We start from the raw sequence: 23,235 nt of genomic DNA on the forward strand, positions 1-23,235 counted from the left end.
AGTGGAGGGGCAAGAGCCTTTTGGTTACTTTTGGGCTCTTTTCAAAAGTGACCCGCTGTAAGAGCGGAACCAATAACAGCCTTCACCGCAGCAACGGATATGTACTCAGCACCGACCTAAAGAAAAACCCTCAACCACTGGCCTTTTTCTTCGGCACAATCTTGCGCAACATCTGCCGCGCCTTACCCGTCAAACGCTTGAGCTTCGACTCCCTCTCCGGCTGCGCCAACCCTTGCTGCCGGACCCAATCCTTCCAGCGAATCCGCTCATCCCGCACCAGCCACCCTTCCTGCTGGGCAAAACTTTCCGCCAGGTACAGACCGCGAGTGCTGGCCGGATACAGCTGGTCTTTCTTGACGGTGTACAGCTCAGCCAGCGGTTGCCCATCCTTGAGCGGCATCAAATACAGATCCGGACGCTGACGATCCAGCCGCGCCACCAGTTGGTCACCCTCAAGCCGCTCATCCACATGAAACAAACTGAGGGACTTGGCCTCCTTCGGCACTTCCAGACGCAAGTCATAAATCAATTGCAGCGACGCGGTCGGCAAGTGCACATAGGCCCGAGGGCGCTCGATCAATTGCGTGGTGGCGCAGCGCACCGGCCGTGCGGCGCCGGACAGCGGGCTTAAGCGAAACGGCAACGCTTCACGGTAATGCAGCGCAGCAGAGTAGGGCGCCGGCAGCCAGGTGTCATTGAAGCGCCCGCCAAGCCAGCCTTCGGGCGTCTCCAGCAAACACTCTTCGGCAATTTCCTGGATCGCGGTATGCAGCGGCAGGTTCAGTTCGTGGGCGGGCACGTAGCCGGAGATCAGCTTGAGCACCACGTCGCCACGGTCCTGGCGGCGTTGGCGCACCAGCACCCAGTAATCCTTGTTTTGCCAGTGCAGGGTCAGGCGTACCGACACGCCGAGGTTGGCCAGTTCCAGGGCGAAACGCTCGGGGTCGGCCACGTCCACCGGCTTGCGCCGTTGCAGGGTCTGGGCGAAGTTGAGCGGCATGCCCACGCTCTGGTAGCTCAGGCCTTCGGGTGTGGCTTCGACATGCAGCGGCAGTGTTTTGAAGTTGCTGGGGTTTTTTCTTATGAGCGTTCGCGGCATGTCGGCTCCTTTTTGCGACGGGGTCGGCCGCGTGGGCGGCATCAGAGTTGACGAATGACCTGAGCAGCGGTCGCCACGTTATGGGCCAGGTGCAGCGGATTAATGGTCCCGACAATAGCACTGGCGACGCCCGTTTGCGCAAACAACAACATGAAACTGGCTTGAATTGGATCCATTCCAGGCTCCAGGCACACGTGGCCGCTGGCCAGGGCTTTTTTCACCAGAATGCCTTTGCCATGGTCCGCCGCGTAATCAATGACGGCTTTCTCTGTCTGTTCGTTCAGATTGTAGGTGACCATCGCGCAATCACCTTGTTCCAGAGCCTTTATGCCGCCTTCGACGGTTTTTCCGGAGAAACCGAATCCGCGGATCTTGCCCTCTTTTTTCAGTTCCGCGAGGGTCTGGTACACCTCGCAGTCGTTGAGGACATGCAGGTCATTGCCATCGGAATGCACCAGCACCAGGTCGATAAAATCCGTTTCAAGGCGTTTCAAACTGCGCTCGATCGACAGGCGCGTGTGGGCCGCGCTGAAGTCGTGGCGGGATTCGCCCGCTTCGAACTCTTCACCGACCTTGCTGACGATCACCCAGTCCTTGCGTTGGTCGCGCAGCAATGGGCCCAGGCGCTCTTCGCTGCGGCCATAGGCAGGGGCTGTGTCGATCAGGTTGATGCCCAGTTGGCGGGCCTGGCGCAGCAGCATCCGCGCTTCGTCATCATTGGGGATCTGGAAGCCGTTGGGGTACTTCACCCCTTGGTCGCGGCCCAGCTTGACGGTGCCAAGGCCCAGCGGCGACACCAGCAGGCCGGTGCTGCCCAAGGGGCGGTGCAGGTCGTGCAGGGTAGGCAGGCTCATGGCAACAGTTGCTCCCACGCAGGTTGGCCAATGGCCGGTTGCGGCCAGTCGGGCAGGGCGTCGGTTGCGGTTGGGCGAATGCCGTCGCGCTCCAGGGCATTGAGCACGCGGTCAGCGAAGTCTGGCGCGAGGGCCAGCTTGGTTGGCCAGCCGACCAATAGACGGCCTTGTTCGGCAAGGAACGCATTGTCGGGACGTGTCAGTCCCGATTGCAGCGGCTCGGCACGGTCGACGCGCAGGGTCGCCCACTGAGTCTGGCTCATGTCGATCCACGGCAGCAGTTGCGCCAGCTCTTTTTGCGCGGTGGCGATCTGTTCTTCAGGCGTGCGCGCTACGCCATCGGCCTCGGCGATGTCGCCGCCCATGTACCAGACCCAATTGCCATCGGCAGCCGGGTGAGTGGTGACGGTGATGCGCGGTTTGGTGCCACCGCCCAGGCAGTGGGCGTACAGCGGCTTCAAGCCTGGGCCTTTGGCGATGATCATATGCAGCGGGCGCGTCTGCATGGCCGGCTGGCTGAGGCCCAAGGCCGTCAGCAAATCAGCCGTGCCGCCGCCAGCGCTCAACACGATGCGCTGGGCGCGGATCTCGCGGCCGTCGACCTTCAAGCCCACCAGCGTATCGCCGTCCAGCAGCGGTTCGATGTGCTGCCCGGCGAGCAAGCCATCACCGGCCAACTGCGCCAGGCGCTCGATCAGGCTCGGCACGTCGACCACCAGCTCGGCCAGGCGATAGACCTTGCCCTTGAAGCGACGGTCTTGCAGGGCCGGGGGCAGGTCATCGCCCTTGACCTGATCGACACGGCCGCGCACGGCCTTGCTGGCAAAAAAGCTGGTGAGGTTGCCGGCAAGGGTGCCGGGGGACCACAGGTAATGCGCTTCAGACAACAAGCGCACGCCGGACAGGTCCAGCTCGCCGCTGCCCGCCAGCGCTTCACGCCAGCGGCGCGGCATGTCGGCAATGGCTTCGGAGGCGCCGGTCAGCGCGCCGTGCAGGGCGTATTTCGCACCGCCGTGAATAATTCCCTGGGACTTCACGCTTTGGCCGCCACCCAAGGTGGCGCTTTCCACCACCACCGTGGAAAACCCCTGGCGGCGCAGGCGCGCATTCAGCCAGAGGCCGGCAACCCCGGCGCCGACAATCAGAACGTCGGTGGAAATAACGGATGGCATGGGCGACCTCACTTCAAAACAAGGCGCCAAGTATACATTCTCACGCCCTGCACACCGTAGGCGCCGTCGAGCTTTCGCAAGGCGGCGAATTCCGGCTTCGCTTGAGCCTTAAGTGAGCAATCAATGCCCGGCGGTTTTCGAGAACAGTTGAATCACTACCACGCCCAGCACGATCAGGCCCATGCCCATGATTGCCGGCACATCGAGCTTCTGCCCGTAGATGAACAGCGCCGCGACGCTGACCATCACGATGCCCATCCCGGCCCACACCGCATAGGCCACGCCCACCGGCACGGTGCGCACCACCAGCGTCAGCATCCAGAACGCCACGCCATAGCCGACGATCACCAGCAACAGCGGAATCGGGGTGCTCCAGCCCTTGATGGCCTTCATCGAAACGGTCGCGATCACTTCCGAGCAAATGGCAATGGCCAGGTAAACGTAGGCGGCATTCATGGGGTAATCCTCGGCGTGTGACGTGCTGAATAAGGTCGCCATTCTAACGCGTCAGAAGATGGGATAAAGTCATTACCTATCCGAATTAAAGATGGGTTGTGCCATGAGCGTGCAGTGGAACCTGGAACAGATGCGCTTGTTTGTCAGCGTTGCCGAGCAGCGTTCTTTTTCGGCGGTGGCGCGTGACCAGCGCAAGGCGCAGTCGGCGGTGAGCAACGGGATTGCGCTGCTGGAGGCGGACTTGGGCTTGAGCCTGTTTGAGCGTAGCAGCGGGCGCCAGCCGACATTGACCGAAGCCGGGCGTGTACTGCTGGAGGAAGCGCGCGAAGTCTTGCGCCAGTGTGAGCGGCTTAATGGCCGGGCGTTGTCATTGACGCGGGGCGAAGAAGCGCTGCTGCGCCTGGCCCAGGACGAAGCCATGTTGTTCCAGCCGGTGCTCGACAGCCTGGAGGCATTGGCCGGGCAGTACCCGCATCTGGAAGTGCAGCTGTCCAGCGCCGCCCAGGGCGATGTGGCGCGCAAGCTGGTGGAGCGCAAGGCGGACCTGGGCCTGTTGTTCTATCACGACCAAATCCCCGAGGCCCTTGAACGGCGGGTGGTGGGCAGTGTGGAAATGGTCACGGTGTGCGGTGTGAACCACCCGCTGGCCAAGGAAAAGTATGTGGATTGCCAGCGCCTGGCGCAGTTTCGTCAGCTGTTGATGTCGACCCAGACCAGCGTCTACCCCGGCAGTGAAGCCGCCAGCCCGCTGGTGTGGCGCGCCGACAGTTTCTACGTATTGGCCGAATGGCTGATGAGCGGCCTGGGCTGGGCCTGGCTGCCCCGGCATATCGTGCAGTACCCGACCTACCAGCAACAAATGGTCGAGCTGGACAGCGAATGGACGCCGCCGGCGCTGGTGGTTGAGTTGGTGTGGCGCCGCGACGAACACCTGGGCCCCGCCGCGCGCTTTCTGGCCGAACGATTTGCCGAGTGCTTGCGGGCGATCGACTGAAAAAGCCGATAAACTCCGCCGCCATGAATAGAACTCTCTACAGCTGTCTGTTTTACCTGGCGCTGCCATTGGTGGCTTTACGTCTGTGGCTGCGCGCCCGCAAGGCACCGGCCTACGCCAAGCGCGTCGGCGAACGGTTTTCCTACGGCCTGCCGGTGATGCAGCCCGGCGGGATCTGGGTGCATGCCGTGTCGGTGGGCGAAAGCATCGCGGCCGCGCCAATGGTGCGCGGGCTGCTGGAACGTCATCCGACGCTGCCGATTACCGTCACCTGCATGACGCCCACTGGCTCCGAGCGCATTCAGGCGTTGTTCGCCAATGAGTCGCGCGTTCAGCATTGCTATTTGCCCTACGACTTGCCGTGCGCGGCCAAGCGTTTTCTCGACCGCGTGCAGCCCAAGCTGGCAGTGATCATGGAAACCGAACTGTGGCCCAACCACATTCACGCCTGCGCCCAGCGCGGTATTCCGGTGGCGTTGGCCAACGCCAGGCTGTCGGCGCGCTCGGCCAAAGGCTACGGTCGTTTTAACAAGCTCACGGCGCCCATGCTTTCGGAAATGAGCCTGTTCGCCGTACAGACTGACACCGAGGCCCAGCGTTTCCTCAGCCTGGGTGCGCGGCCGGAAACTGTTCAGGTCACCGGCTCGATCAAATTCGACCTGACCATCAACCCCGAGCTGCCGGCCCGCGCCGCCGCGTTGCGCGAGCAGTGGGGCGCAAGCGAGCGCCCGGTGTGGATCGCCGCGAGTACTCACGAAGGTGAAGACGACGTCGTGCTGGCGGCCCATCGCCAACTGCTCGACAGTTACCCCAACGCCTTGTTGATTCTGGTGCCGCGCCACCAGGAGCGCTTTGGCCCGATGTTCGAGCTGTGCACGCAACAGGGATTTGCCACCGTGCGCCGTTCCAGCGGCGAGGCTGTCACCGCGAAAACCTCAGTGTTGCTCGGCGACACCATGGGCGAGTTGCTGTTTCTGTATGCATTGGCCGACAGCGCCTTCGTCGGCGGCAGCCTGGTCGCGACCGGCGGGCACAATCCGCTGGAGCCCGCGGCGCTGGCCAAGCCGGTGATCATGGGGCCGCACGTGTTCAACTTCCTCGAAATCACCGCGATGATGCGTGAGGCCGGGGCGTTGCGCGAGGTGGAGGATGCCGAGGGGTTGGCCGAAGCCGTGCGGCAATTGTTCGAGCTGCCGCAGGATGCGCGCAAGATGGCGCAGGCGGGGCTGGCGGTGATGCAGGCGAACCAGGGCGCGCTGAAGCGTTTGCTGGATGGCCTTGATCGACTGATGCAACACTGACCCGAATGTGGGAGCTGGCTTGCCTGCGATGCAGACGCCTCGGTCGATCGTTGAACCGAGGTGATGCTATCGCAGGCAAGCCAGATCCCACAGGGGTTAGGCGCTGTGCTTAAGAACCAGGGCGGGCCTTGAGCTGCTCGGCGGCGGCTTTGGCCAGGTCCGGCGGCAGGAAGTCCTTGTCGGGGTTGTAGTCAGCCTTGAGGTAACGCGTCAGGTCCTGCAAATCCCCCGGGCTCAGCGTGCCCGCCGCCTGTTTCAAGCGCAGGTTGTCGAGGATATAGTCATAGCGGCTGTTGTTGTAGTTGCGCACCGACGAGTACAACTGGCGTTGTGAATCCAGCACGTCGACGATGTTGCGCGTACCCACCTGATAACCGATTTCCGTGGCTTCCACCGCGCTCTGGTTGGAGATGATCGACTGGCGGCGCGCCTGCACCTGTTCCACATCGGTGTTCACCGCGCGGTGCAGGTTGCGCGTGTTTTCCACCACCTGGCGGCGCAGGCCTTCGCGTTGCTGCTCGGTCTGGTCGAGGCGCGAATAGGATTCGCGCACTTGCGAACTGGTCAGGCCGCCGCTGTAGATCGGAATGTTCAGGCGCAGGCCGATGGTGCGCTGGGAAACATCGCCACCGTACGGCACGGGCAGTTGGTTCGGGTTGCTGAAACCCAGCGCGTCGTTGTCGCCCTTTTCGTATTGCGCCACGGCGTCGAGGGTCGGCAAGTGGCCGGCCTTGCGCTGGCGCAGGGTTTCTTCGGCAGCGGTGACGGCATAGTTGCTGGCGAGCAGGTTCAGGTTCTGGCGGCCGGCGGTTTCGACCCAGGCCTTGGCATCGTTTGGCGCCGGAGGCAGCACCGGCAGCGTGTGCACGATGCCCTGGATCGCGTTGTACTGGCGGTTGGTCAGGGTGATCAGCGCTTCGAAGGCGTCGTCCACCTGGCGCTGGGCGACAATGCGGTTGGCGCGCGCGGTGTCGTAGCTGGCCTGGGATTGCAGCACGTCGGTCTTGTCGGAAAGGCCCACGTCAAAGCGTTCGTTGGACTGGTCGAGCTGGCGCTTGAAGGCGTTTTCTTCGGCCTTGGTCGAGGCCAGGTTGTCCTGGGCGCGCAGCACGGCGAAGTAGTTTTCGGCGCTTTGCAGGATCAGGTTCTGTTCGGTGGCCGAAAGCTGCAGCGAGGCTTGCTCGTTGACGGCTTCGGCGGCTTGCAGCTGGAACCAGCGATCGGCGCGGAACAGCGGCTGGCTCAGGGTTGCCCGCCAGGAGTGCGCGTCTCGGTTGACCGTGGCCGCCGGTTGGTCGATTTGGGTGCGCACGTTATTGCTGTCGGCGCCTGCCGACAGGTTCGGCAGCAAGCCGGCGCGGGCCTGGGGTACCACTTCTTTCTGCGCGCCGTATTGGGCGCGGGCGGCGGCCAGGTCGGCGTTGTTGTTCACCGCTTCCTGGTAGACGCTGACCAGGTCGGTGTTAGTGGACAAGGGCGCTTCAGCTGCCCAGACCATTCCGTTGGTCGCACAAGACACGGCGAGAGCCAGTGAGAGTTTGCGCAGCATGAGGCGATCCCTAGAGTGAATATTACGACTATAATTTAGCGCCCAAGGCTACGGCTGGCCGTGAATGGCGTCAAGCACTGAGGCAACGCCCGAGTGTAGTGGCCGGGCCACGGCACAACAATCCCGCAATCACGCCATTCATCACGCTGGATACTCCGCTATTGGCAATTTGCCCACGCCATGGTCTAGACTGGCCGCGTTCTTGTCGGGGTGCCTTGTTGGAAGGCTGAGATCGGTAAATACCGGATCCCGTTGAACCTGATCAGGTTAACGCCTGCGTAGGGAACAAGATTTCTCGTCACCCGGCGAGTCCTCTTGTGCTTCGTCCGGGATGCTGTTCGACCATCGAACAGCCCTCGTGCATAGCACAGCACTGGTTTCAGTGCGTCCATCCGTCCCAGGTTCGCTCCGACAAAAATCCACCGCCTGGATAGTTGGAGAGCCCGTGATGAGCACTGAATTAAAAAGCCAAAAATCAAAAAATACCGTGCACTTGAGTGAATCGGCCAAGGTCGACTCCGGTTCCGTGCAGCCGTTTACCCGCTCGCAAAAAATCTACGTGCAAGGCACTCGCCCGGACATTCGTGTGCCGATGCGCGAAGTCAGCCTGGACGTGACCCCCACCGATTTCGGCGGTGAAATCAACGCGCCCGTGGTGGTCTATGACACCTCCGGCCCCTACACCGACCCCAACGTCATCATCGACGTGCGCAAAGGCCTGGGCGACGTGCGTTCGCCGTGGATCGAAGTGCGTGGCGACACCGAACGCCTCTCGGGCCTGAGCTCGCATTTCGGCCAACAGCGCCTGAGCGATGCCGAGCTGACCGCGTTGCGTTTTGCCCACGTGAAGAACCCGCGCCGCGCCAAGGCTGGCGCCAACGTCACGCAGATGCACTACGCGCGAAAAGGCATCATCACCGCCGAGATGGAATACGTCGCCATCCGCGAAAACATGAAACTTGAGGAAGCGCGCGCCAGCGGCCTGCTCGACCAGCAGCACGCCGGCTACAGCTTTGGCGCCAGCGTGCCGAAAATCATCACCCCGGAATTTGTGCGCGAAGAAATCGCGCGTGGCCGCGCAATCATCCCGGCCAACATCAACCACACCGAACTGGAACCGATGATCATCGGCCGTAACTTCCTGGTGAAGATCAACGGCAACATCGGCAACAGCGCGCTGGGTTCTTCAATCGAAGAAGAAGTGGCGAAGCTCACCTGGGGCATTCGCTGGGGTTCGGACACCGTGATGGACTTGTCCACCGGCAAACACATCCACGAAACCCGTGAGTGGATCATCCGCAACTCGCCAGTGCCGATCGGTACCGTACCGATTTACCAGGCCCTGGAAAAAGTCGGCGGCGCCGCCGAAGACCTGACCTGGGAGCTGTTCCGCGACACGTTGGTCGAACAGGCCGAGCAGGGCGTCGACTACTTCACCATTCACGCCGGCGTGCTGCTGCGCTACGTGCCGCTGACCGCCAAGCGCGTCACCGGCATCGTGTCCCGTGGCGGCTCGATCATGGCCAAGTGGTGCCTGGCGCACCACAAAGAGAACTTCACCTACACGCATTTCGACGAAATCTGCGAAATCATGAAGGCCTATGACGTCAGCTTCTCGCTCGGCGATGGCCTGCGCCCGGGCTCGATCGCCGACGCCAACGACGCCGCGCAATTCGGCGAGTTGGAAACCCTGGGCGAGCTGACCAAGACCGCCTGGAAGCACGACGTACAAACCATGATCGAAGGCCCGGGCCACGTGCCGATGCAGTTGATCAAGGAGAACATGGACAAGCAGCTCGAATGCTGCGACGAGGCGCCGTTCTACACCCTCGGCCCGCTGACCACCGACATCGCACCGGGCTACGACCACATCACCTCCGGCATCGGCGCGGCGATGATCGGCTGGTTCGGTTGCGCCATGCTCTGCTACGTCACGCCCAAGGAACACTTGGGCTTGCCGAACAAGGATGACGTGAAAACCGGCATCATCACTTACAAGATTGCGGCCCACGCGGCTGACTTGGCAAAGGGGCACCCTGGCGCGCAGATCCGCGATAACGCCTTGAGCAAGGCGCGCTTCGAGTTCCGCTGGGAAGACCAGTTCAACCTCGGCCTGGACCCGGACACCGCGCGTTCGTACCACGATGAAACCTTGCCGAAGGACTCGGCCAAGGTCGCGCATTTCTGCTCGATGTGCGGGCCGAAATTCTGCTCGATGAAAATCACCCAGGAAGTGCGTGAGTACGCCGCCAACCAGCGCATTGAAGCGGTGGATGTGGACGTGGCCAAGGGGTTGGCGGAGCAGGCGGAGCGGTTCAAGCAGGAAGGTAGCCAGCTGTATAAAAAGGTCTGATCCGGGATCGCGGGCGCCTGTAAGGGCCTCTTCGCGAGCAAGCCCGCTCCCACATTTGAATGTGTTCACACATCAAAATGTGGGAGCGGGCTTGCTCGCGAAAGCAATCTCTCAAACAACAAGTACTCCTCAGAGATTCCACCCTTGAGCATTCAACCCAGCACCTATTCCCCAGACATCGCGGTGCCCACCGACAATCGCGTCTTTGGCGCCCGCGATCTCTTTTCCCTGTGGTTCTCCCTCGGCATCGGCCTGATGGTCCTGCAAACCGGCGCATTGCTCGCGCCGGGCTTGGGCTTGTCCGGTTCGTTGCTGGCCATTTTCCTCGGTACCCTGGTCGGCGTGCTGTTGCTGGCCGCTGTCGGCGTGATCGGCAGTGACACCGGCCTGTCGGCCATGGCCGCGCTCAAACTCAGCCTCGGTGCCAAAGGCGCGAGCCTGCCGGCGTTGCTGAACCTGCTGCAGCTGATCGGCTGGGGCTCGTTTGAAATTATTGTGATGCGTGATGCCGCCAGTTTGTTGGGCACGCGGGCGTTCAGCGAGGGCAGCCTGCTGGCCAGCCCGTTGTTGTGGACGCTGTTGTTCGGTGGCTTGGCCACCTTGCTGGCGGTCAGCGGCCCGTTGACCTTCGTGCGGCAGATCCTGCGCAAATGGGGGATCTGGCTGCTGCTCGCCGCCTGCCTGTGGCTGACCTGGAACCTGTTCGCCAAAGCTGACCTCGCCGCACTGTGGGCCACCGCCGGTGACGGCTCGATGCCCTTTGCCGTGGGTTTCGACATTGCGATTGCCATGCCGCTGTCCTGGCTGCCGCTGATCGCCGATTACTCGCGCTTTGGCAAGCGCGCAAAAAGTGTGTTCGGCGGCACCGCGTTGGGGTTCTTTATCGGCAATTTCTGGCTGATGAGCCTGGGCGTGGCCTACACCCTGGCGTTTGCGCCAAGCGGTGAGGTGAATGCGCTGTTGCTGGCGCTGGCCGGGGCTGGCCTGGGGATTCCGCTGTTACTGATCTTGTTGGACGAATCGGAAAATGCCTTCGCCGATATCCACTCGGCGGCAGTGTCCAGCGGGATTCTGTTGCGCTGGAAGGTCGAGCACCTGGCCTTGGCCATCGGTGTGATCTGCACCTTGATCGCCTGCTTTGCGCCATTGGCGCAGTACCAGAACTTCCTGTTGCTGATCGGCTCGGTGTTTGCGCCGCTGTTCGGCGTGGTGCTGGTGGATCACTTCATCCTGCGCCGCCGTGGCCAGGGCGCGGTCGCCCATCTGCATTGGCCGGCGCTGGTGGCCTGGTTGGGTGGCATCGCAACGTATCACCTGCTGGCCAACCTGTACCCGGATGTTGGTGCGACCCTGCCGGCACTGGTGCTGGCAGGGCTGTTGCAGTGGTTACTGAGCCGGGCGTTTAGTGGCGCACGGGCATCAGTTCAGGCTTGAGTACGCCGGTAAGGCGCGCATAGGGGATGGTCATTTCGATCAGCCCCAATGCGTAAGGGCCAATGGTCGCGACGTTGTACTTGAGCACCACGCCGCTGCTGGTCAGGGCCACGTTCGGGGTTCTCTGGAACGGCCAGCTCTTCACGAACTCCGGGTCGCGGTCCATCTGCGAGTTGATCAGCCAGCTGTTGTGGGCGACTTTCGCGGTGTTCCAGAACGCTTGCTCCTGGCCGGGCAACAGCATGTCGGTCAGGCTCAGTTCTTTGTGCTGCAGGCGTGAATAGTTGATGAAGCCGCGGCCGGGCTCGCCATGGGCCGCGCCGGTGTCCAGGTAGCTGGAGACTTCAACGATCACCAGTCCGTCATGCTGCTCACGTACCTTGGCCTGCAAGTACATGCTGTTGCGGTCCGGCGACTCGCGCAGGAATTTGTCACGGTAGGCATTCAGGGTCGGCGGCACGCTGGCGCCCGGGGTGGTGCGGGTCATTTGCAGCAGGCGTTGTTCCACCAGCGTGTCGAGCTGCGGCTCGGAGGGGAAGTGCACCGTATCGATGTTCACCAGTGGGCAGTCAGGGCTGTTGCAGCCGGGCTTGATCTGCTCCGAGGCATCGGGCTTGGTGTCCAGCGGCTTGAGGTAGCTGGGTTGGAACAGGCTCTGGCAGGCACCCAGGGTCAAGGCGATACAGGCCACGGAGGCGACTTTTAAAAGCGACATGTGTGTCCTTCGGAAATCGATGGAAAGCGAAAAGAGTAGCGCTTCGACTCCAAACAAAGGAGTCAGTTCGCCACTAAGCTGATTAGAGTGAGTTTGACGCCCGCCGTCTATCCCGGCAACCGGAAAGGGGCTGCACCCAAGGGCGTGGGCGCGTTAGGATGGCGCGAATTGCACGGGCATAGCCGCCCTACCGATAGAGAGGATGGATATGACGGACATTGCCAAATCGACGCCGAGCACCATTGAAATCGTTCAGCGCGACAATGCCTACAAAGGCTTCTACAAGCTTGATCGCGTGCAACTGCGCCACGAGAAGTTCGATGGCGGCATGAGCCGGGTGATCAACCGCGAAGTCTTCGTTCGTCATGACGCGGTGTGCGTGCTGCCCTACGATCCGCAGCGCGATGAAGTGGTGCTGATCGAGCAGTTTCGCGTCGGCGCCATGGGCCGTACCGACAACCCGTGGTTGGTGGAAATGGTCGCCGGCCTGATCGACAAGGATGAAGAACCGGAGGAGGTTGCACACCGCGAAGCCGAGGAGGAAGCTGGGCTGACGTTCTCCGCGTTGTGGCCGATCACCAAATATTTCCCGTCGCCGGGCGGCAGTACCGAATTTGTCCACTTGTACCTGGGCCGTTGTGACAGCTCGGGCGCTGGTGGTGTCCATGGACTGGAAGAAGAGGCAGAAGACATCCGCGTTACCGCTTGGGCCTTCGAAGATGCCCTGCAAGCGGTGCGTGACGGCAAAATTTCCAACGCAGCGAGCATTATTGCCCTGCAATGGCTTGCGCTTAATCGCGCGGAAGTGAGGGGGTTATGGCAGTAAAGGCACGGGAACGTTATCGAGTCGACCTGATCGGGTTGCAAGCCGCCTGCGAGGCCAACTATGCGCGGTTGATGCGCTTGCTCCCCGACATGCGACACACCCCCGAGGCGCGGCGCATTGCCGTGACCCATGGCGACCAGATGCTCGGCGTTTTGACCCTTGAGGTCGCGCTGACCTGCCCGTACACCACCACCCTGCGGGTGCGCCAGGAGCACAGCCTGCCATGGCTGCCGGTGCCGCAGTTGGAAGTGCAGGTGTATCACGATGCGCGCATGGCCGAAGTGATCAGCGCCGAACATGCACGACGCTTTCGCAGCATCTATCCTTACCCGAACGTGTTCATGCACCAGCCCGATGAGAAAGCACAGCTCAATGTGTTCCTCGGCGAGTGGTTGAGCCATTGCCTGGCTTTGGGCCATGAGTTCGAAGTCGTGCGCTAGATGTGAACTGCGTCTTTCCTCTTTGTGTCCTGCCCCAGCATAATCGCGCCAAATATCCATTTTCCTGTGATTGCCTTGGGAGAGCGCCTTGCCGAGCGTATCCACCGTGAACCCCGATGCCCCGGCGTTGCTGGTGCAACTGTCCGACAGCCACCTGTTTGCCGAGGCCGACGGTACGCTGCTGGGCATGAATACCCGTGAAAGCCTGCAACGGGTGATCGAGTTGGTGCGCGCGCAACAGCCGCAGATTGATCTGGTGCTGGCCACCGGCGACCTTTCCCAGGACGGCACGCTGGCGTCCTATCAGCAGTTTCGCGATTTGACGGGAGCCATCTGCGCGCCGGCGCGCTGGATTCCCGGCAACCACGACGAGCCGCAAATCATGGCCCACGCGGCTATACACAGTGATTTGCTGGAGCCGGTGGTCGACATTGGTAATTGGCGCGTCACCCTGCTGGACTCGGCCGTGCCGGGTTCGGTGCCCGGTTATCTGCAGGACCAGCAGCTGCAAGTGCTTGCCCAGGCCTTGAGTGAGGCGCCGAGCCGGCATCATCTGGTGTGTTTTCACCATCACCCGGTGTCAATTGGGTGTGCGTGGATGGAGCCTATCGGGCTGCGCAATCCTGAGGCATTGTTTGCCGTTTTGGACCGGTTTCCACAGGTCAGGGCGGTGCTTTGGGGGCACGTGCATCAAGAAATCGACCGCCAGCGCAACGGTGTGCGTTTGCTGGCTTCACCGTCCACCTGCATTCAGTTTGCGCCGGGGAGTGATGACTTCAAGGTCAGCGAGCAAGCGCCTGGCTACCGCTGGCTGCGCCTGCATGCCGACGGACGGTTGGAGACGGGTGTGGAGCGGGTAAAGGATTTTGCCTTCACCGTCGACTACGGCAGCAACGGCTACTAAAAGCTGCAAACACTGCTCCCACAGGGTTCTTCGGTGCCCTTTGGATAAGGGTCATCACACGCCGCCCCGATCCCTGTAAACTGCGCCTCTTTTGCGCACGCATGGAGAGCCCGGCATGGCCGCATCGATCTTGTATATCCACGGTTTCAACAGCGCGCCGGCGTCCAACAAGGCCACCCAGCTGATGACCGTGATGGACAGCCTCGGCCTGGCCGATCAACTGCGTGTACCCGCCCTGCATCACCATCCGCGTCAGGCAATTCCTCAATTGGAGGAAGCCATTGCGCAACTGGGTCGGCCGCTGCTGGTGGGAAGCTCACTCGGCGGCTACTATGCAACCCATCTTGCCGAGCGCCATGGCCTGAAGGCGCTGCTGGTCAACCCGGCGGTCAGCCCGCATCGGATGTTCGACGGTTACCTGGGCACCCAGAAGAACCTCTATACCGATGAAACCTGGGAATTGACCCACGACCACGTCACGGCCCTGGCCGAGCTGGAGGTTCCGGCACCCCAGGACGCCGCGCGTTACCAAGTGTGGTTGCAGACCGGCGATGAAACCCTGGATTATCGCCTCGCCCAGCAGTATTACCGGGCCTGTGCCTTGCGCATCCAGGCCGGTGGCGACCATGGTTATCAAGGGTTCGCCCAGCAACTGCCGGCGATGTTGAGCTTTGCCGGCATTGGCCCTGATCAGTACCAATCCTTTGATTTCGCAGCATTGTGAAATCACAGGTTACTTTTTAATCGAACGACTCACGACGAGACCCCATGGCCACTCCCAGCGCTAGCTCTTATAACGCCGACGCCATCGAAGTCCTCTCGGGCCTCGACCCGGTGCGCAAACGGCCCGGCATGTACACCGACACCAGTCGGCCGAACCACCTCGCCCAGGAAGTCATCGACAACAGCGTCGACGAAGCCTTGGCCGGGCATGCGAAGTCGGTACAGGTCATCCTCCACGCCGACCATTCCCTGGAAGTGTCCGACGATGGTCGCGGCATGCCGGTGGACATTCACCCGGAAGAGGGCGTGTCGGGCGTCGAGCTGATCCTCACCAAGCTGCACGCCGGCGGCAAGTTCTCCAACAAGAACTACCAGTTCTCCGGTGGCTTGCACGGCGTGGGTATTTCCGTGGTCAACGCCTTGTCGAACCATGTGCGGGTCAAGGTCAAGCGCGACGGCAACGAGTACCAGATGACCTTCGCCGATGGCTACAAAGCCACCGATCTGGAAGTGATCGGCACCGTTGGCAAGCGCAATACCGGCACCAGCGTTTACTTCGCGCCGGACCCGAAATACTTCGACTCACCCAAATTCTCCATCAGCCGCCTCAAGCACGTGCTCAAGGCCAAGGCTGTGTTGTGCCCAGGGCTGCTGGTCAGCTTTGAAGACAAAGGCACCGGCGAAAAGGTCGAGTGGCACTACGAGGACGGCCTGCGCTCTTACCTCGAAGACTCCGTCAGCGACTTCGAACGCCTGCCCAACGAGCCGTTCTGCGGCAGCCTGGCGGGTAATAAAGAAGCCGTCGATTGGGCCCTGCTGTGGTTGCCTGAAGGTGGTGACAGCGTTCAGGAAAGCTACGTCAACCTGATCCCCACCGCCCAGGGCGGCACCCACGTCAATGGTTTGCGCCAGGGCTTGCTGGATGCCATGCGCGAATTCTGCGAATACCGCAGCCTGCTGCCGCGCGGCGTAAAGCTGGCGCCGGAAGACGTGTGGGAGCGCATCGCGTTCGTGCTGTCGATGAAAATGCAGGAGCCGCAATTTTCCGGTCAGACCAAAGAACGCCTGTCGTCCCGCGAGGCGGCGGCGTTTGTCTCCGGCGTGGTCAAGGATGCGTTCAGCCTGTGGCTCAACGAGCACCCGGAGCTGGGCCTGGCGCTGGCCGAACTGGCGATCAATAACGCCGGCCGCCGTCTGAAGGCCAGCAAGAAGGTCGAACGCAAACGCATCACCCAAGGCCCGGCATTGCCAGGCAAGCTGGCGGACTGCGCCGGGCAAGACCCGATGCGCTCCGAGCTGTTTCTGGTGGAAGGTGACTCCGCCGGCGGTTCCGCCAAGCAAGCACGAGACAAGGAGTTCCAGGCGATCCTGCCGTTGCGCGGCAAGATCCTCAACACGTGGGAAGTCGATGGCAGTGAAGTCCTGGCCAGCCAGGAAGTGCACAACATCGCCGTGGCCATTGGTGTGGACCCGGGCTCGGCCGATATCGCCCAGCTGCGCTACGGCAAGATCTGCATCCTCGCCGATGCCGACTCCGACGGCCTGCACATCGCCACCTTGCTGTGCGCGCTGTTCGTCCAGCATTTCCGCCCGTTGGTGGATGCCGGTCACGTCTACGTTGCCATGCCGCCGCTGTACCGCATCGACCTGGGCAAAGAGATTTTCTACGCCCTGGACGACGCTGAGCGCGATGGCATCCTCGACCGCCTGGTGGCCGAAAAGAAGCGCGGCAAGCCACAGGTCACGCGATTCAAAGGCCTGGGTGAAATGAACCCGCCACAACTGCGAGAAACCACCATGGACCCGAACACCCGGCGCCTGGTGCAGTTGACTCTGGACGATTACGCCGCCACTTCGGAAATGATGGACATGCTGCTGGCGAAGAAACGCGCGCCGGACCGCAAATCCTGGCTGGAGTCCAAAGGCAACCTGGCGGAGGTGCTGGGCTGATGCGCACAGGTGTCGCCCTGGCGATCCTGATGTTGAGCGGGTTAGCGGCCACCGAGGTGGTTGCCGCGCCCGTGGCAGAGCTCAAGCTGGTGTCGGAACACCCGGTGGATGGCATGCGCGGCGGCAACCTGTCGGGCCTGGCCCTGTGTGGCAAAGACCTGTGGACGGTTTCCGACCGCGACGACGACCAGATTTACCGTCTGGATATCAGCGCGCCGACCTGGCAAGCCGAAACGGTGAAGATCGACGTGCCGCCGGTGCCCGAGTCCGGTTTGCCCTGGGGGCTGCGCTCGCGCACCAAAGCCGCTTCGTTCATTCGCGGCGGAGACCTGGACTTTGAAGGCATCACCTGCGACGGGGCCGGTAACCGCTACATTGTCAGTGAAGCCCATGCGGCGGTGCTGCAAGTGCCGGTCACTGGTGCGCCGCAATGGCTGAAAATCGCCCCTGGCATGGTGCGGGAAGCCCGTGCCAGCGGTATGTTGCTGCATTTCAATGCCTTGTTTGAAGGCCTTGCGATTAACCCTGAGGGCAATCAGATTTGGCTGGCAGCCGAACGTGAGCGACGTGGCTTAATCTCCATCAAGCGTGCGCAAAGCGTGTGGGATTGCGACGGGCCCTGTGTGTTGTTGAGCGAAGCCGGCCAGGAAGTGCAGCCGGCGCAGTTCACCAATGCCAAGGCCGTGTCCAAGGATTTTGCCGACCTGGCGCTGTTCAACGGCAAATTGTTCACCCTGGAACGCAATGCGTTTCAAATCTGCCGGCGCGATGCGGTCACCGCCAAAGTCGAGCTGTGCTGGTCGTTTGCCGACGAGACCCTGGCACCGAACCGGCGTTACGCCCAGCCTTATGGCTTGGCCGAAGCCTTGGTGGTGGACGCCGACGGTGCCTGGCTGGGCATCGACAATAATTTCGGCCCGCGCGCCGATGGTGAAAAACGCCCGGTGGTCTATCGTTTCGCCGCCCCTGCGGGCGGCTGGAGCGCCAAGCCATGAGTGCACAACCGCCCGGCAAGCGTGCCGGACGTGTGTTGATGTTCCTGGCGTGGGGCGCCGGGTTGTTTTTGGCGACACGTTTTTTTGGGCAGTGGGAAGCGCGTCAGGAAAACCCCAATGCCGTGGTGGCCTCGGAGCAACATGAGGGCTACACCGAAGTAAAACTGCTCGGCAATAACCAGGGGCATTTTGTCGCCAGCGGCCAGATCAACGGCCAGCCGGTGGAGTTGATGCTCGATACTGGGGCCACCGATGTGGCGGTTCCGGCCGAATTGGCGGATCGTCTCGGGCTTAAACGCGGCATGCCGGTCACCTTGAGTACTGCCAATGGCCGCAGCCAAGGGTTTCGTACCCACCTTGACCGCCTGCAGTTGGGCGATATCGTCCTGCAGGACGTGCGTGCCCTGGTGGCACCGGGGTTGGGCGGCGAACAGGTATTGCTGGGCATGAGTGCACTGAAACAACTTGAATTTACCCAGCGCAGTGGCACTTTGCTGCTGCGCCAGACCAAACAATGATGAGGCCCGCATGAGTGACATCCTCGCAGACAGCTTAGACGGCGTAGAACGCCGGTCGCTGGCTGACTTCACCGAAAATGCCTACCTCAACTACTCCATGTACGTGATCATGGACCGTGCTTTGCCGCATATCGGCGACGGCCTGAAGCCCGTACAACGGCGCATCATCTATGCCATGAGTGAGTTGGGCCTGGACGCCGATTCCAAGCATAAGAAGTCGGCGCGTACCGTCGGTGACGTACTCGGCAAGTTCCACCCCCACGGCGACTCGGCGTGCTACGAAGCCATGGTGCTGATGGCCCAGCCGTTCAGCTACCGCTACACCTTGGTCGACGGCCAGGGTAACTGGGGTGCGCCGGACGATCCCAAGTCTTTTGCCGCCATGCGTTACACCGAAGCGCGCCTGTCGCGTTACTCCGAAGTGCTGCTCAGCGAGCTGGGGCAGGGCACCGCCGACTGGGGCCCGAACTTCGACGGCACCCTCGACGAACCCCTGGTATTGCCGGCGCGTTTGCCGAATATCCTGCTCAATGGCACCACGGGCATCGCCGTGGGCATGGCCACCGACGTGCCGCCGCATAACCTGCGCGAAGTCGCCACGGCCTGCGTGCGTTTGCTCGACGAGCCGAAAGCCACGGTCGAGCAGCTTTGCGAACACATCCAAGGCCCGGATTACCCGACGGAAGCGGAAATCATCACGCCGCGTGCCGACCTGCTGAAGATGTACGAAACCGGCAAGGGCTCGGTGCGCATGCGCGCCGTGTACCATATTGAAGACGGCGACATTATTGTTACCGCGCTGCCACATCAGGTGTCCGGCGCCAAAGTGCTGGAACAGATCGCTGCATTGATGCAGGCCAAGCCGTCGAAATTGCCGCAAGTCGCCGACTTGCGTGACGAGTCCGACCACGAAAACCCCTGCCGCATCGTGATCATCCCGACCAACAGCCGGGTTGACCACGAAGTGCTGATGCAGCATCTGTTTGCCAGCACTGACCTGGAGTCCAGCTACCGGGTCAACGTCAACATCATTGGCCTGGACGGCAAGCCGCAGCTGAAGAACCTGCGCAACCTGCTGGTGGAGTGGCTGGAGTTCCGGGTCAACACCGTGCGTCGCCGCCTGCAGTTCCGCCTGGACAAGGTCGAACGCCGCCTGCACCTGTTGGACGGCTTGCTGATTGCCTACCTCAACCTGGATGAAGTGATCCATATCATCCGCACCGCCGAGCACCCGAAAGCCGAGCTGATCGCGCGCTTCGAGCTGAGCGAGATCCAGGCGGATTACATCCTCGACACCCGTTTGCGTCAGCTGGCGCGGCTGGAAGAGATGAAGCTGCGTGACGAGCAAGATGCATTGCTCAAGGAACAAGCCAAGCTGCAAGCCCTGTTGGGCAGTGAAACCAAGCTCAAGAAGCTGGTGCGCAGCGAGCTGATCAAAGACGCGGAAACCTACGGCGATGACCGTCGCTCGCCAATCGTCCAGCGCGCTGAAGCGAAAGCCCTGACAGAAACCGAGCTGCTGCCGAACGAGAAAATTACCGTCGTTCTGTCGGAAAAGGGTTGGGTTCGTTCAGCCAAAGGGCATGATATTGACGCCACCGGGCTTTCTTACAAGGCCGGTGATGGCTTCAAGACCGCTGCGGCCGGGCGCTCCAACCAGTTTGCAGTGTTCATTGACTCCACCGGGCGCAGTTACTCGGTGCCGGCCCACACCTTGCCATCGGCACGGGGTCAGGGCGAGCCGCTGACCGGGCGCCTGACGCCGCCACCGGGGGCAAGTTTCGAGTGCGTGCTGTTGCCGGACGATGATTCGCTGTATGTGATCGCGTCTGACGCGGGTTACGGTTTCGTGGTCAAGGGTGAAGACCTGCAGGCCAAGAACAAGGCGGGCAAGGCGTTGTTGAGCCTGCCGAACAACGCCAAGGTGATCCTGCCGCGTACCGTGGACGACCGCGAGAGCAACTGGCTGGCGTCGGTGACCACTGAAGGGCGTTTGCTGGTGTTCAAGATCAGCGATTTGCCGCAATTGGGCAAAGGCAAGGGCAACAAGATTATCGGGATTCCCGGGGAGCGCGTGGCCAGTCGCGAAGAGTACGTGACTGACATCGCTGTGATCCCGGAAGGCTCTACCCTGGTGCTCCAGGCCGGCAAACGTACGCTGTCGCTGCGTCCTGACGACCTTGAACACTACAAGGGCGAGCGCGGCCGACGCGGTAATAAACTGCCTCGGGGCTTCCAGCGTGTGGATGCTTTGTTGGTGGAAACGCCCGTTTAAGGCGTATTAGAGCCCTCGATCTACGATTTAACGCGTAGATCGACGCTTTGGCGCTGGAGTCATGGCGCATATTCACGGATGATATGGCCTTTCCAGCGCCGGCGTGGCCGAGCGTGTTTAGGTTATTTTTAGTATTACATTGTGGTTCGCCTTGTGGCAGCCACCTGGATGGGATGATGACTGCTCCACGCCTTCCTTTATTTTTGATGCTCGCTGGCCTTCTGGGGCTGGCGGGTTGCAGCACGCACCAACCGGTGTCGCTGTACCAGCTGGACAGCGGAAGTCCGGCTCAGCCAGCACAAACCGCTGGCATGGCCGTCTTGTTGGGCCCGGTAGTGGTTGCTGATTACCTGCAACGCGAAACCCTGCTGCAACGTCAGAACGACGGCAGCCTGCAAGGTTCCACAGATGGTCGTTGGGCGGGCAGTTTGTCGTCCGATATCAACCAATTGATGTTGCGTCAGGTTGCCGGTCAACTGGACAGCCAGCGCGTGGTGCTGGCACCTGCGCCGAGCGGCTTCACCCCGGATGTGCAGGTATTGCTGACCATTACCCGCCTCGACTCGGGTACTTCGCAGCCAGCGATCCTGGATGCGCAGTGGCGTTTGATCGACCGTCGTGGCCAAGTGCGCGATAACCGTATCGTGCACCTGCAGGAAGAACACACCGGCACCACCGCTTCCCAGGTCCAGGCCCAGGGCGTGCTGTTGCAGCATTTGGCGCAGCAGTTGTCGGTGGCGCTCAAGCCGTTGGCCAACCAGCCGTCGATTGCCGACGCTCCGCGCAAGCAAGCGCCGGCGCAGGCCAAGCCGGCAGCCCCGGAAAAGCCGAAGATGCCGATGGCTACGCCGATTCGTACGGACATGGAAGTGTTCAGGTTCTGACCTGAATCGCGCCCAAACAAAAGGCCCGCTGAGTAAGCGGGCCTTTTTGTTGGGCGCGATTTGAGTCACGCCATTGATCGTTCCCACGCTCCGCGTGGGAATGCCTCTTGGGACGCTCCGCGTCCCGCTGTCAGCACTGCGCAGCAGTGACGCAGAGCGTCACGGAATGCATTCCCACGCGGAGCGTGGGAACTATCAAGCAATCAGGGCTTTGTACGGGTCTCATGCATCCGCGCCAGCTGGCGCTCCAGCATCGACGGGTACGGCTCCATCAAGCGCTCCACGCAGCTGGCACCTTCAGGGCTGGCGATCGGACGGATACGCGCACGTTGGCGAATCAGCGCGTCTTCACTGATCTTACGCTCCACCAGCAGCAGGTTGCGGCTGTGCTGGGACAAGGCCAGCGCATCCTGGGCGATTTCGGTGAGCAGCAAGTCGATCTGGGTCATGCCAAACAGATCGTCGCCGACCGTCAGGCCAAGCTGCAGTTGCAAGGTGATGCCACTGTCGGCCACTTCGATCTGCAGGGCATGGCCCAGGGCGCGCAGCAACTCGCCGCAGCAGATGGCGTTGGTCAGGTAGTCTTCGCCGCTGTCTTCGCTGTGGAACAGCATCAGCGTGCTGCCATCGTTCAGGGTGTGCAGCTCGCTCTGATAGAGGGAGGCAGCCTGGTCGAGGCAATCGCGATAGCGCTCCAGTAATTCCGTCAAACGGGCGCGGGGCAGGCGACGCAGTTGGTCCTGGGCGCCCAGTTGCACGGCCAGCACGGCGCTGTGTTGCGGCTCGGTGCTCTTCACAGGTGCCGGCACTGGCTTGGGCGCGACGGCAGGGGCGGCAGAAGAGTTGTCGCGCAGGTCGGCGAAGGGGTCTTCGTCGTCCAGCTCGTCTTCTTCAGCCCTGATCACCTGGCGTGGCGCAGGCTTGAGGCCCGCCACTGGCGCTTCTTCGTCGAAACCTGGTTCGCGCAGGTCGCGCACTTCAAACTCGGGCTCGTCGTCGTAGTCGGTGTCGTCGTATTCAGGCTCGGGTTCAACCTCGGGCACCACCGGTTCCGGCGCAAAGCTGGCGTGCAGCTGGCGCGCGAGGTCGCCGATTTCATCCTGGCGGTCGGTGGCCGGGGTGTGTTCGTCGATATCGCGCAGCCAGATGCGCAGTTGCATCAGTGGCGTAGAGATATGCCGACCCAGGCGCAAGCTCAAGGCCAGGGCCAATGCCAGCAGGATCGCGCTCAAGATGCCCATGCTTTGCAGGCTGATGGTCATCGGCTGCTGGAATTGCTGCATGTCGAGGCTGATGCGCAGTTGGCCGGCCTTCACATCCTGGAAGGTGATGTTGCTCTGGTACAAGCCTTCGGCTTCACCCAGCAGGCCGTTTTTCGGGCGCTGCCCGGCCTCGGCCATGATCCGGTTGTCCACGCTGTAGATGGCGGCGTGGGCCACCAGCGGGTTCTTGGTCAGGTTGTTGAGCAGCACGTTGAGGCTGAGGATGTCGTTGGACACCAGCAGCTCAGTCGCCGAGGTGGCGGTCTGAGTCGTCAAGCTCTCGCCCAGGGCGTCGGCTTGCTCGTGCATGGCCTGTTTGAACTGCAAACCCATCACGCAGGCGTAGATCACCAGGGCCAGAGCGACCAGGATCACGTTATGGCTGGCGATGCGTAATGCGATCGGTACACGGCGGTGGCGCAGTGCCCGGAAGATCAGCAGGAAGAAGTTATCGGTTTTTACTGGCGTGGGCCGGTTCACTTGCGCTCGGCTCTCGGTCCGTGAAGTTGACGCGCAGTATAGCGACAGCCC

General features: G+C 61.8%; 20 protein-coding genes and 1 riboswitch. Of the genes, 13 read left to right on the forward strand and 7 right to left on the reverse strand.

Features of this window, described 5'->3' with window-relative positions; genetic code table 11:
- Positions 1-130 precede the first annotated feature (130 nt).
- The 4 genes from WBB95_RS01525 to WBB95_RS01540 all read right to left on the reverse strand — a co-directional run bounded on the left by WBB95_RS01525 (position 131) and on the right by WBB95_RS01540 (position 3,581).
- Complete coding sequence (locus tag WBB95_RS01525; RefSeq protein ID WP_424485978.1) at positions 131-1,099, reverse strand: metal ABC transporter ATPase; 969 nt, start codon at positions 1,097-1,099, stop codon at positions 131-133.
- A gap of 41 nt (positions 1,100-1,140) precedes the next feature.
- A complete protein-coding gene (locus WBB95_RS01530; RefSeq protein WP_424485979.1) occupies positions 1,141-1,953 on the reverse strand; it encodes an aldo/keto reductase in 813 nt (270 codons plus the stop codon).
- Positions 1,950-3,125 (reverse strand): NAD(P)/FAD-dependent oxidoreductase, encoded by a 1,176-nt coding sequence (locus WBB95_RS01535; protein ID WP_424485980.1) that lies wholly within the window; start codon positions 3,123-3,125, stop codon positions 1,950-1,952. Before WBB95_RS01535 ends, WBB95_RS01530 begins: the two co-directional genes overlap by 4 nt.
- A 120-nt stretch (positions 3,126-3,245) precedes the next feature.
- Positions 3,246-3,581: a DMT family transporter gene (locus tag WBB95_RS01540; protein ID WP_348062405.1), complete on the reverse strand. Its 336-nt coding sequence runs from the start codon at positions 3,579-3,581 to the stop codon at positions 3,246-3,248.
- 103 nt (positions 3,582-3,684) lie between these two features.
- On the opposite strand from WBB95_RS01540, the gene WBB95_RS01545 reads away from it, so the two are divergent.
- Together WBB95_RS01545 and waaA are read left to right on the forward strand one after the other, a co-directional pair.
- Positions 3,685-4,575: a LysR family transcriptional regulator gene (locus WBB95_RS01545; protein ID WP_424485981.1), complete on the forward strand. Its 891-nt coding sequence runs from the start codon at positions 3,685-3,687 to the stop codon at positions 4,573-4,575.
- A gap of 23 nt (positions 4,576-4,598) precedes the next feature.
- On the forward strand, positions 4,599-5,876 hold the full coding sequence (gene waaA / locus WBB95_RS01550; RefSeq protein ID WP_424485982.1) for a lipid IV(A) 3-deoxy-D-manno-octulosonic acid transferase: 1,278 nt from the start codon (positions 4,599-4,601) through the stop codon (positions 5,874-5,876).
- Between the two features lie 109 nt (positions 5,877-5,985).
- On the opposite strand, the gene WBB95_RS01555 is transcribed toward waaA, so the two are convergent.
- The gene (locus WBB95_RS01555) at positions 5,986-7,425 is read right to left on the reverse strand and encodes a TolC family outer membrane protein (protein WP_424485983.1); all 1,440 of its coding nucleotides are present in this window, start codon (positions 7,423-7,425) and stop codon (positions 5,986-5,988) included.
- 196 nt (positions 7,426-7,621) lie between these two features.
- A riboswitch (TPP riboswitch) is annotated at positions 7,622-7,727 on the forward strand.
- Positions 7,728-7,873: 146 nt separating this feature from the next.
- Here WBB95_RS01555 and thiC point away from each other — a divergent pair.
- Together thiC and cytX are read left to right on the forward strand one after the other, a co-directional pair.
- Complete coding sequence (thiC, locus tag WBB95_RS01560) at positions 7,874-9,778, forward strand: phosphomethylpyrimidine synthase ThiC (protein ID WP_424485984.1); 1,905 nt, start codon at positions 7,874-7,876, stop codon at positions 9,776-9,778.
- A gap of 144 nt (positions 9,779-9,922) precedes the next feature.
- A complete protein-coding gene (gene cytX / locus WBB95_RS01565) occupies positions 9,923-11,212 on the forward strand; it encodes a putative hydroxymethylpyrimidine transporter CytX (RefSeq protein ID WP_424485985.1) in 1,290 nt (429 codons plus the stop codon).
- Here the strand turns inward: cytX and WBB95_RS01570 are convergent.
- Positions 11,181-11,927, reverse strand: coding sequence for an RsiV family protein (locus WBB95_RS01570; RefSeq protein WP_424485986.1), 747 nt, complete (start codon positions 11,925-11,927; stop codon positions 11,181-11,183). The genes cytX and WBB95_RS01570 overlap by 32 nt on opposite strands.
- Positions 11,928-12,135: 208 nt before the next feature.
- Here WBB95_RS01570 and WBB95_RS01575 point away from each other — a divergent pair, with 208 nt between their 5' ends.
- From WBB95_RS01575 to WBB95_RS01615, 9 genes are all read left to right on the forward strand, one after another.
- Positions 12,136-12,753 carry an NUDIX domain-containing protein gene (locus WBB95_RS01575; protein ID WP_424485987.1) on the forward strand — a complete coding sequence of 206 codons (618 nt, stop codon included), beginning with the start codon at positions 12,136-12,138 and terminating at the stop codon, positions 12,751-12,753.
- Positions 12,744-13,193, forward strand: coding sequence for a DUF1249 domain-containing protein (locus WBB95_RS01580; protein ID WP_424485988.1), 450 nt, complete (start codon positions 12,744-12,746; stop codon positions 13,191-13,193). The genes WBB95_RS01575 and WBB95_RS01580 overlap by 10 nt, the downstream gene beginning before the upstream one ends.
- Positions 13,194-13,281: 88 nt before the next feature.
- Complete coding sequence (cpdA, locus tag WBB95_RS01585; RefSeq protein ID WP_424485989.1) at positions 13,282-14,097, forward strand: 3',5'-cyclic-AMP phosphodiesterase; 816 nt, start codon at positions 13,282-13,284, stop codon at positions 14,095-14,097.
- Positions 14,098-14,212: 115 nt separating this feature from the next.
- Positions 14,213-14,821: a YqiA/YcfP family alpha/beta fold hydrolase gene (locus tag WBB95_RS01590; protein ID WP_424485990.1), complete on the forward strand. Its 609-nt coding sequence runs from the start codon at positions 14,213-14,215 to the stop codon at positions 14,819-14,821.
- A gap of 44 nt (positions 14,822-14,865) precedes the next feature.
- Positions 14,866-16,770, forward strand: a complete 1,905-nt coding sequence (gene parE / locus WBB95_RS01595; RefSeq protein WP_424485991.1) for a DNA topoisomerase IV subunit B — start codon at positions 14,866-14,868, stop codon at positions 16,768-16,770.
- Positions 16,770-17,765 carry an esterase-like activity of phytase family protein gene (locus WBB95_RS01600; protein WP_424485992.1) on the forward strand — a complete coding sequence of 332 codons (996 nt, stop codon included), beginning with the start codon at positions 16,770-16,772 and terminating at the stop codon, positions 17,763-17,765. Before parE ends, WBB95_RS01600 begins: the two co-directional genes overlap by 1 nt.
- Positions 17,762-18,283 carry a retropepsin-like aspartic protease family protein gene (locus WBB95_RS01605; RefSeq protein WP_424485993.1) on the forward strand — a complete coding sequence of 174 codons (522 nt, stop codon included), beginning with the start codon at positions 17,762-17,764 and terminating at the stop codon, positions 18,281-18,283. Before WBB95_RS01600 ends, WBB95_RS01605 begins: the two co-directional genes overlap by 4 nt.
- Positions 18,284-18,293: 10 nt before the next feature.
- Positions 18,294-20,558, forward strand: coding sequence for a DNA topoisomerase IV subunit A (parC, locus tag WBB95_RS01610; protein ID WP_424485994.1), 2,265 nt, complete (start codon positions 18,294-18,296; stop codon positions 20,556-20,558).
- Between the two features lie 173 nt (positions 20,559-20,731).
- Positions 20,732-21,442 carry a PqiC family protein gene (locus tag WBB95_RS01615; protein ID WP_424485995.1) on the forward strand — a complete coding sequence of 237 codons (711 nt, stop codon included), beginning with the start codon at positions 20,732-20,734 and terminating at the stop codon, positions 21,440-21,442.
- Between the two features lie 203 nt (positions 21,443-21,645).
- On the opposite strand, the gene WBB95_RS01620 is transcribed toward WBB95_RS01615, so the two are convergent.
- Complete coding sequence (locus WBB95_RS01620; protein ID WP_424485996.1) at positions 21,646-23,184, reverse strand: AhpA/YtjB family protein; 1,539 nt, start codon at positions 23,182-23,184, stop codon at positions 21,646-21,648.
- Positions 23,185-23,235 lie beyond the last annotated feature (51 nt).

The sequence above is a fragment of the Pseudomonas sp. genome, from assembly GCF_049645325.1.
Taxonomy (GTDB): domain Bacteria; phylum Pseudomonadota; class Gammaproteobacteria; order Pseudomonadales; family Pseudomonadaceae; genus Aquipseudomonas.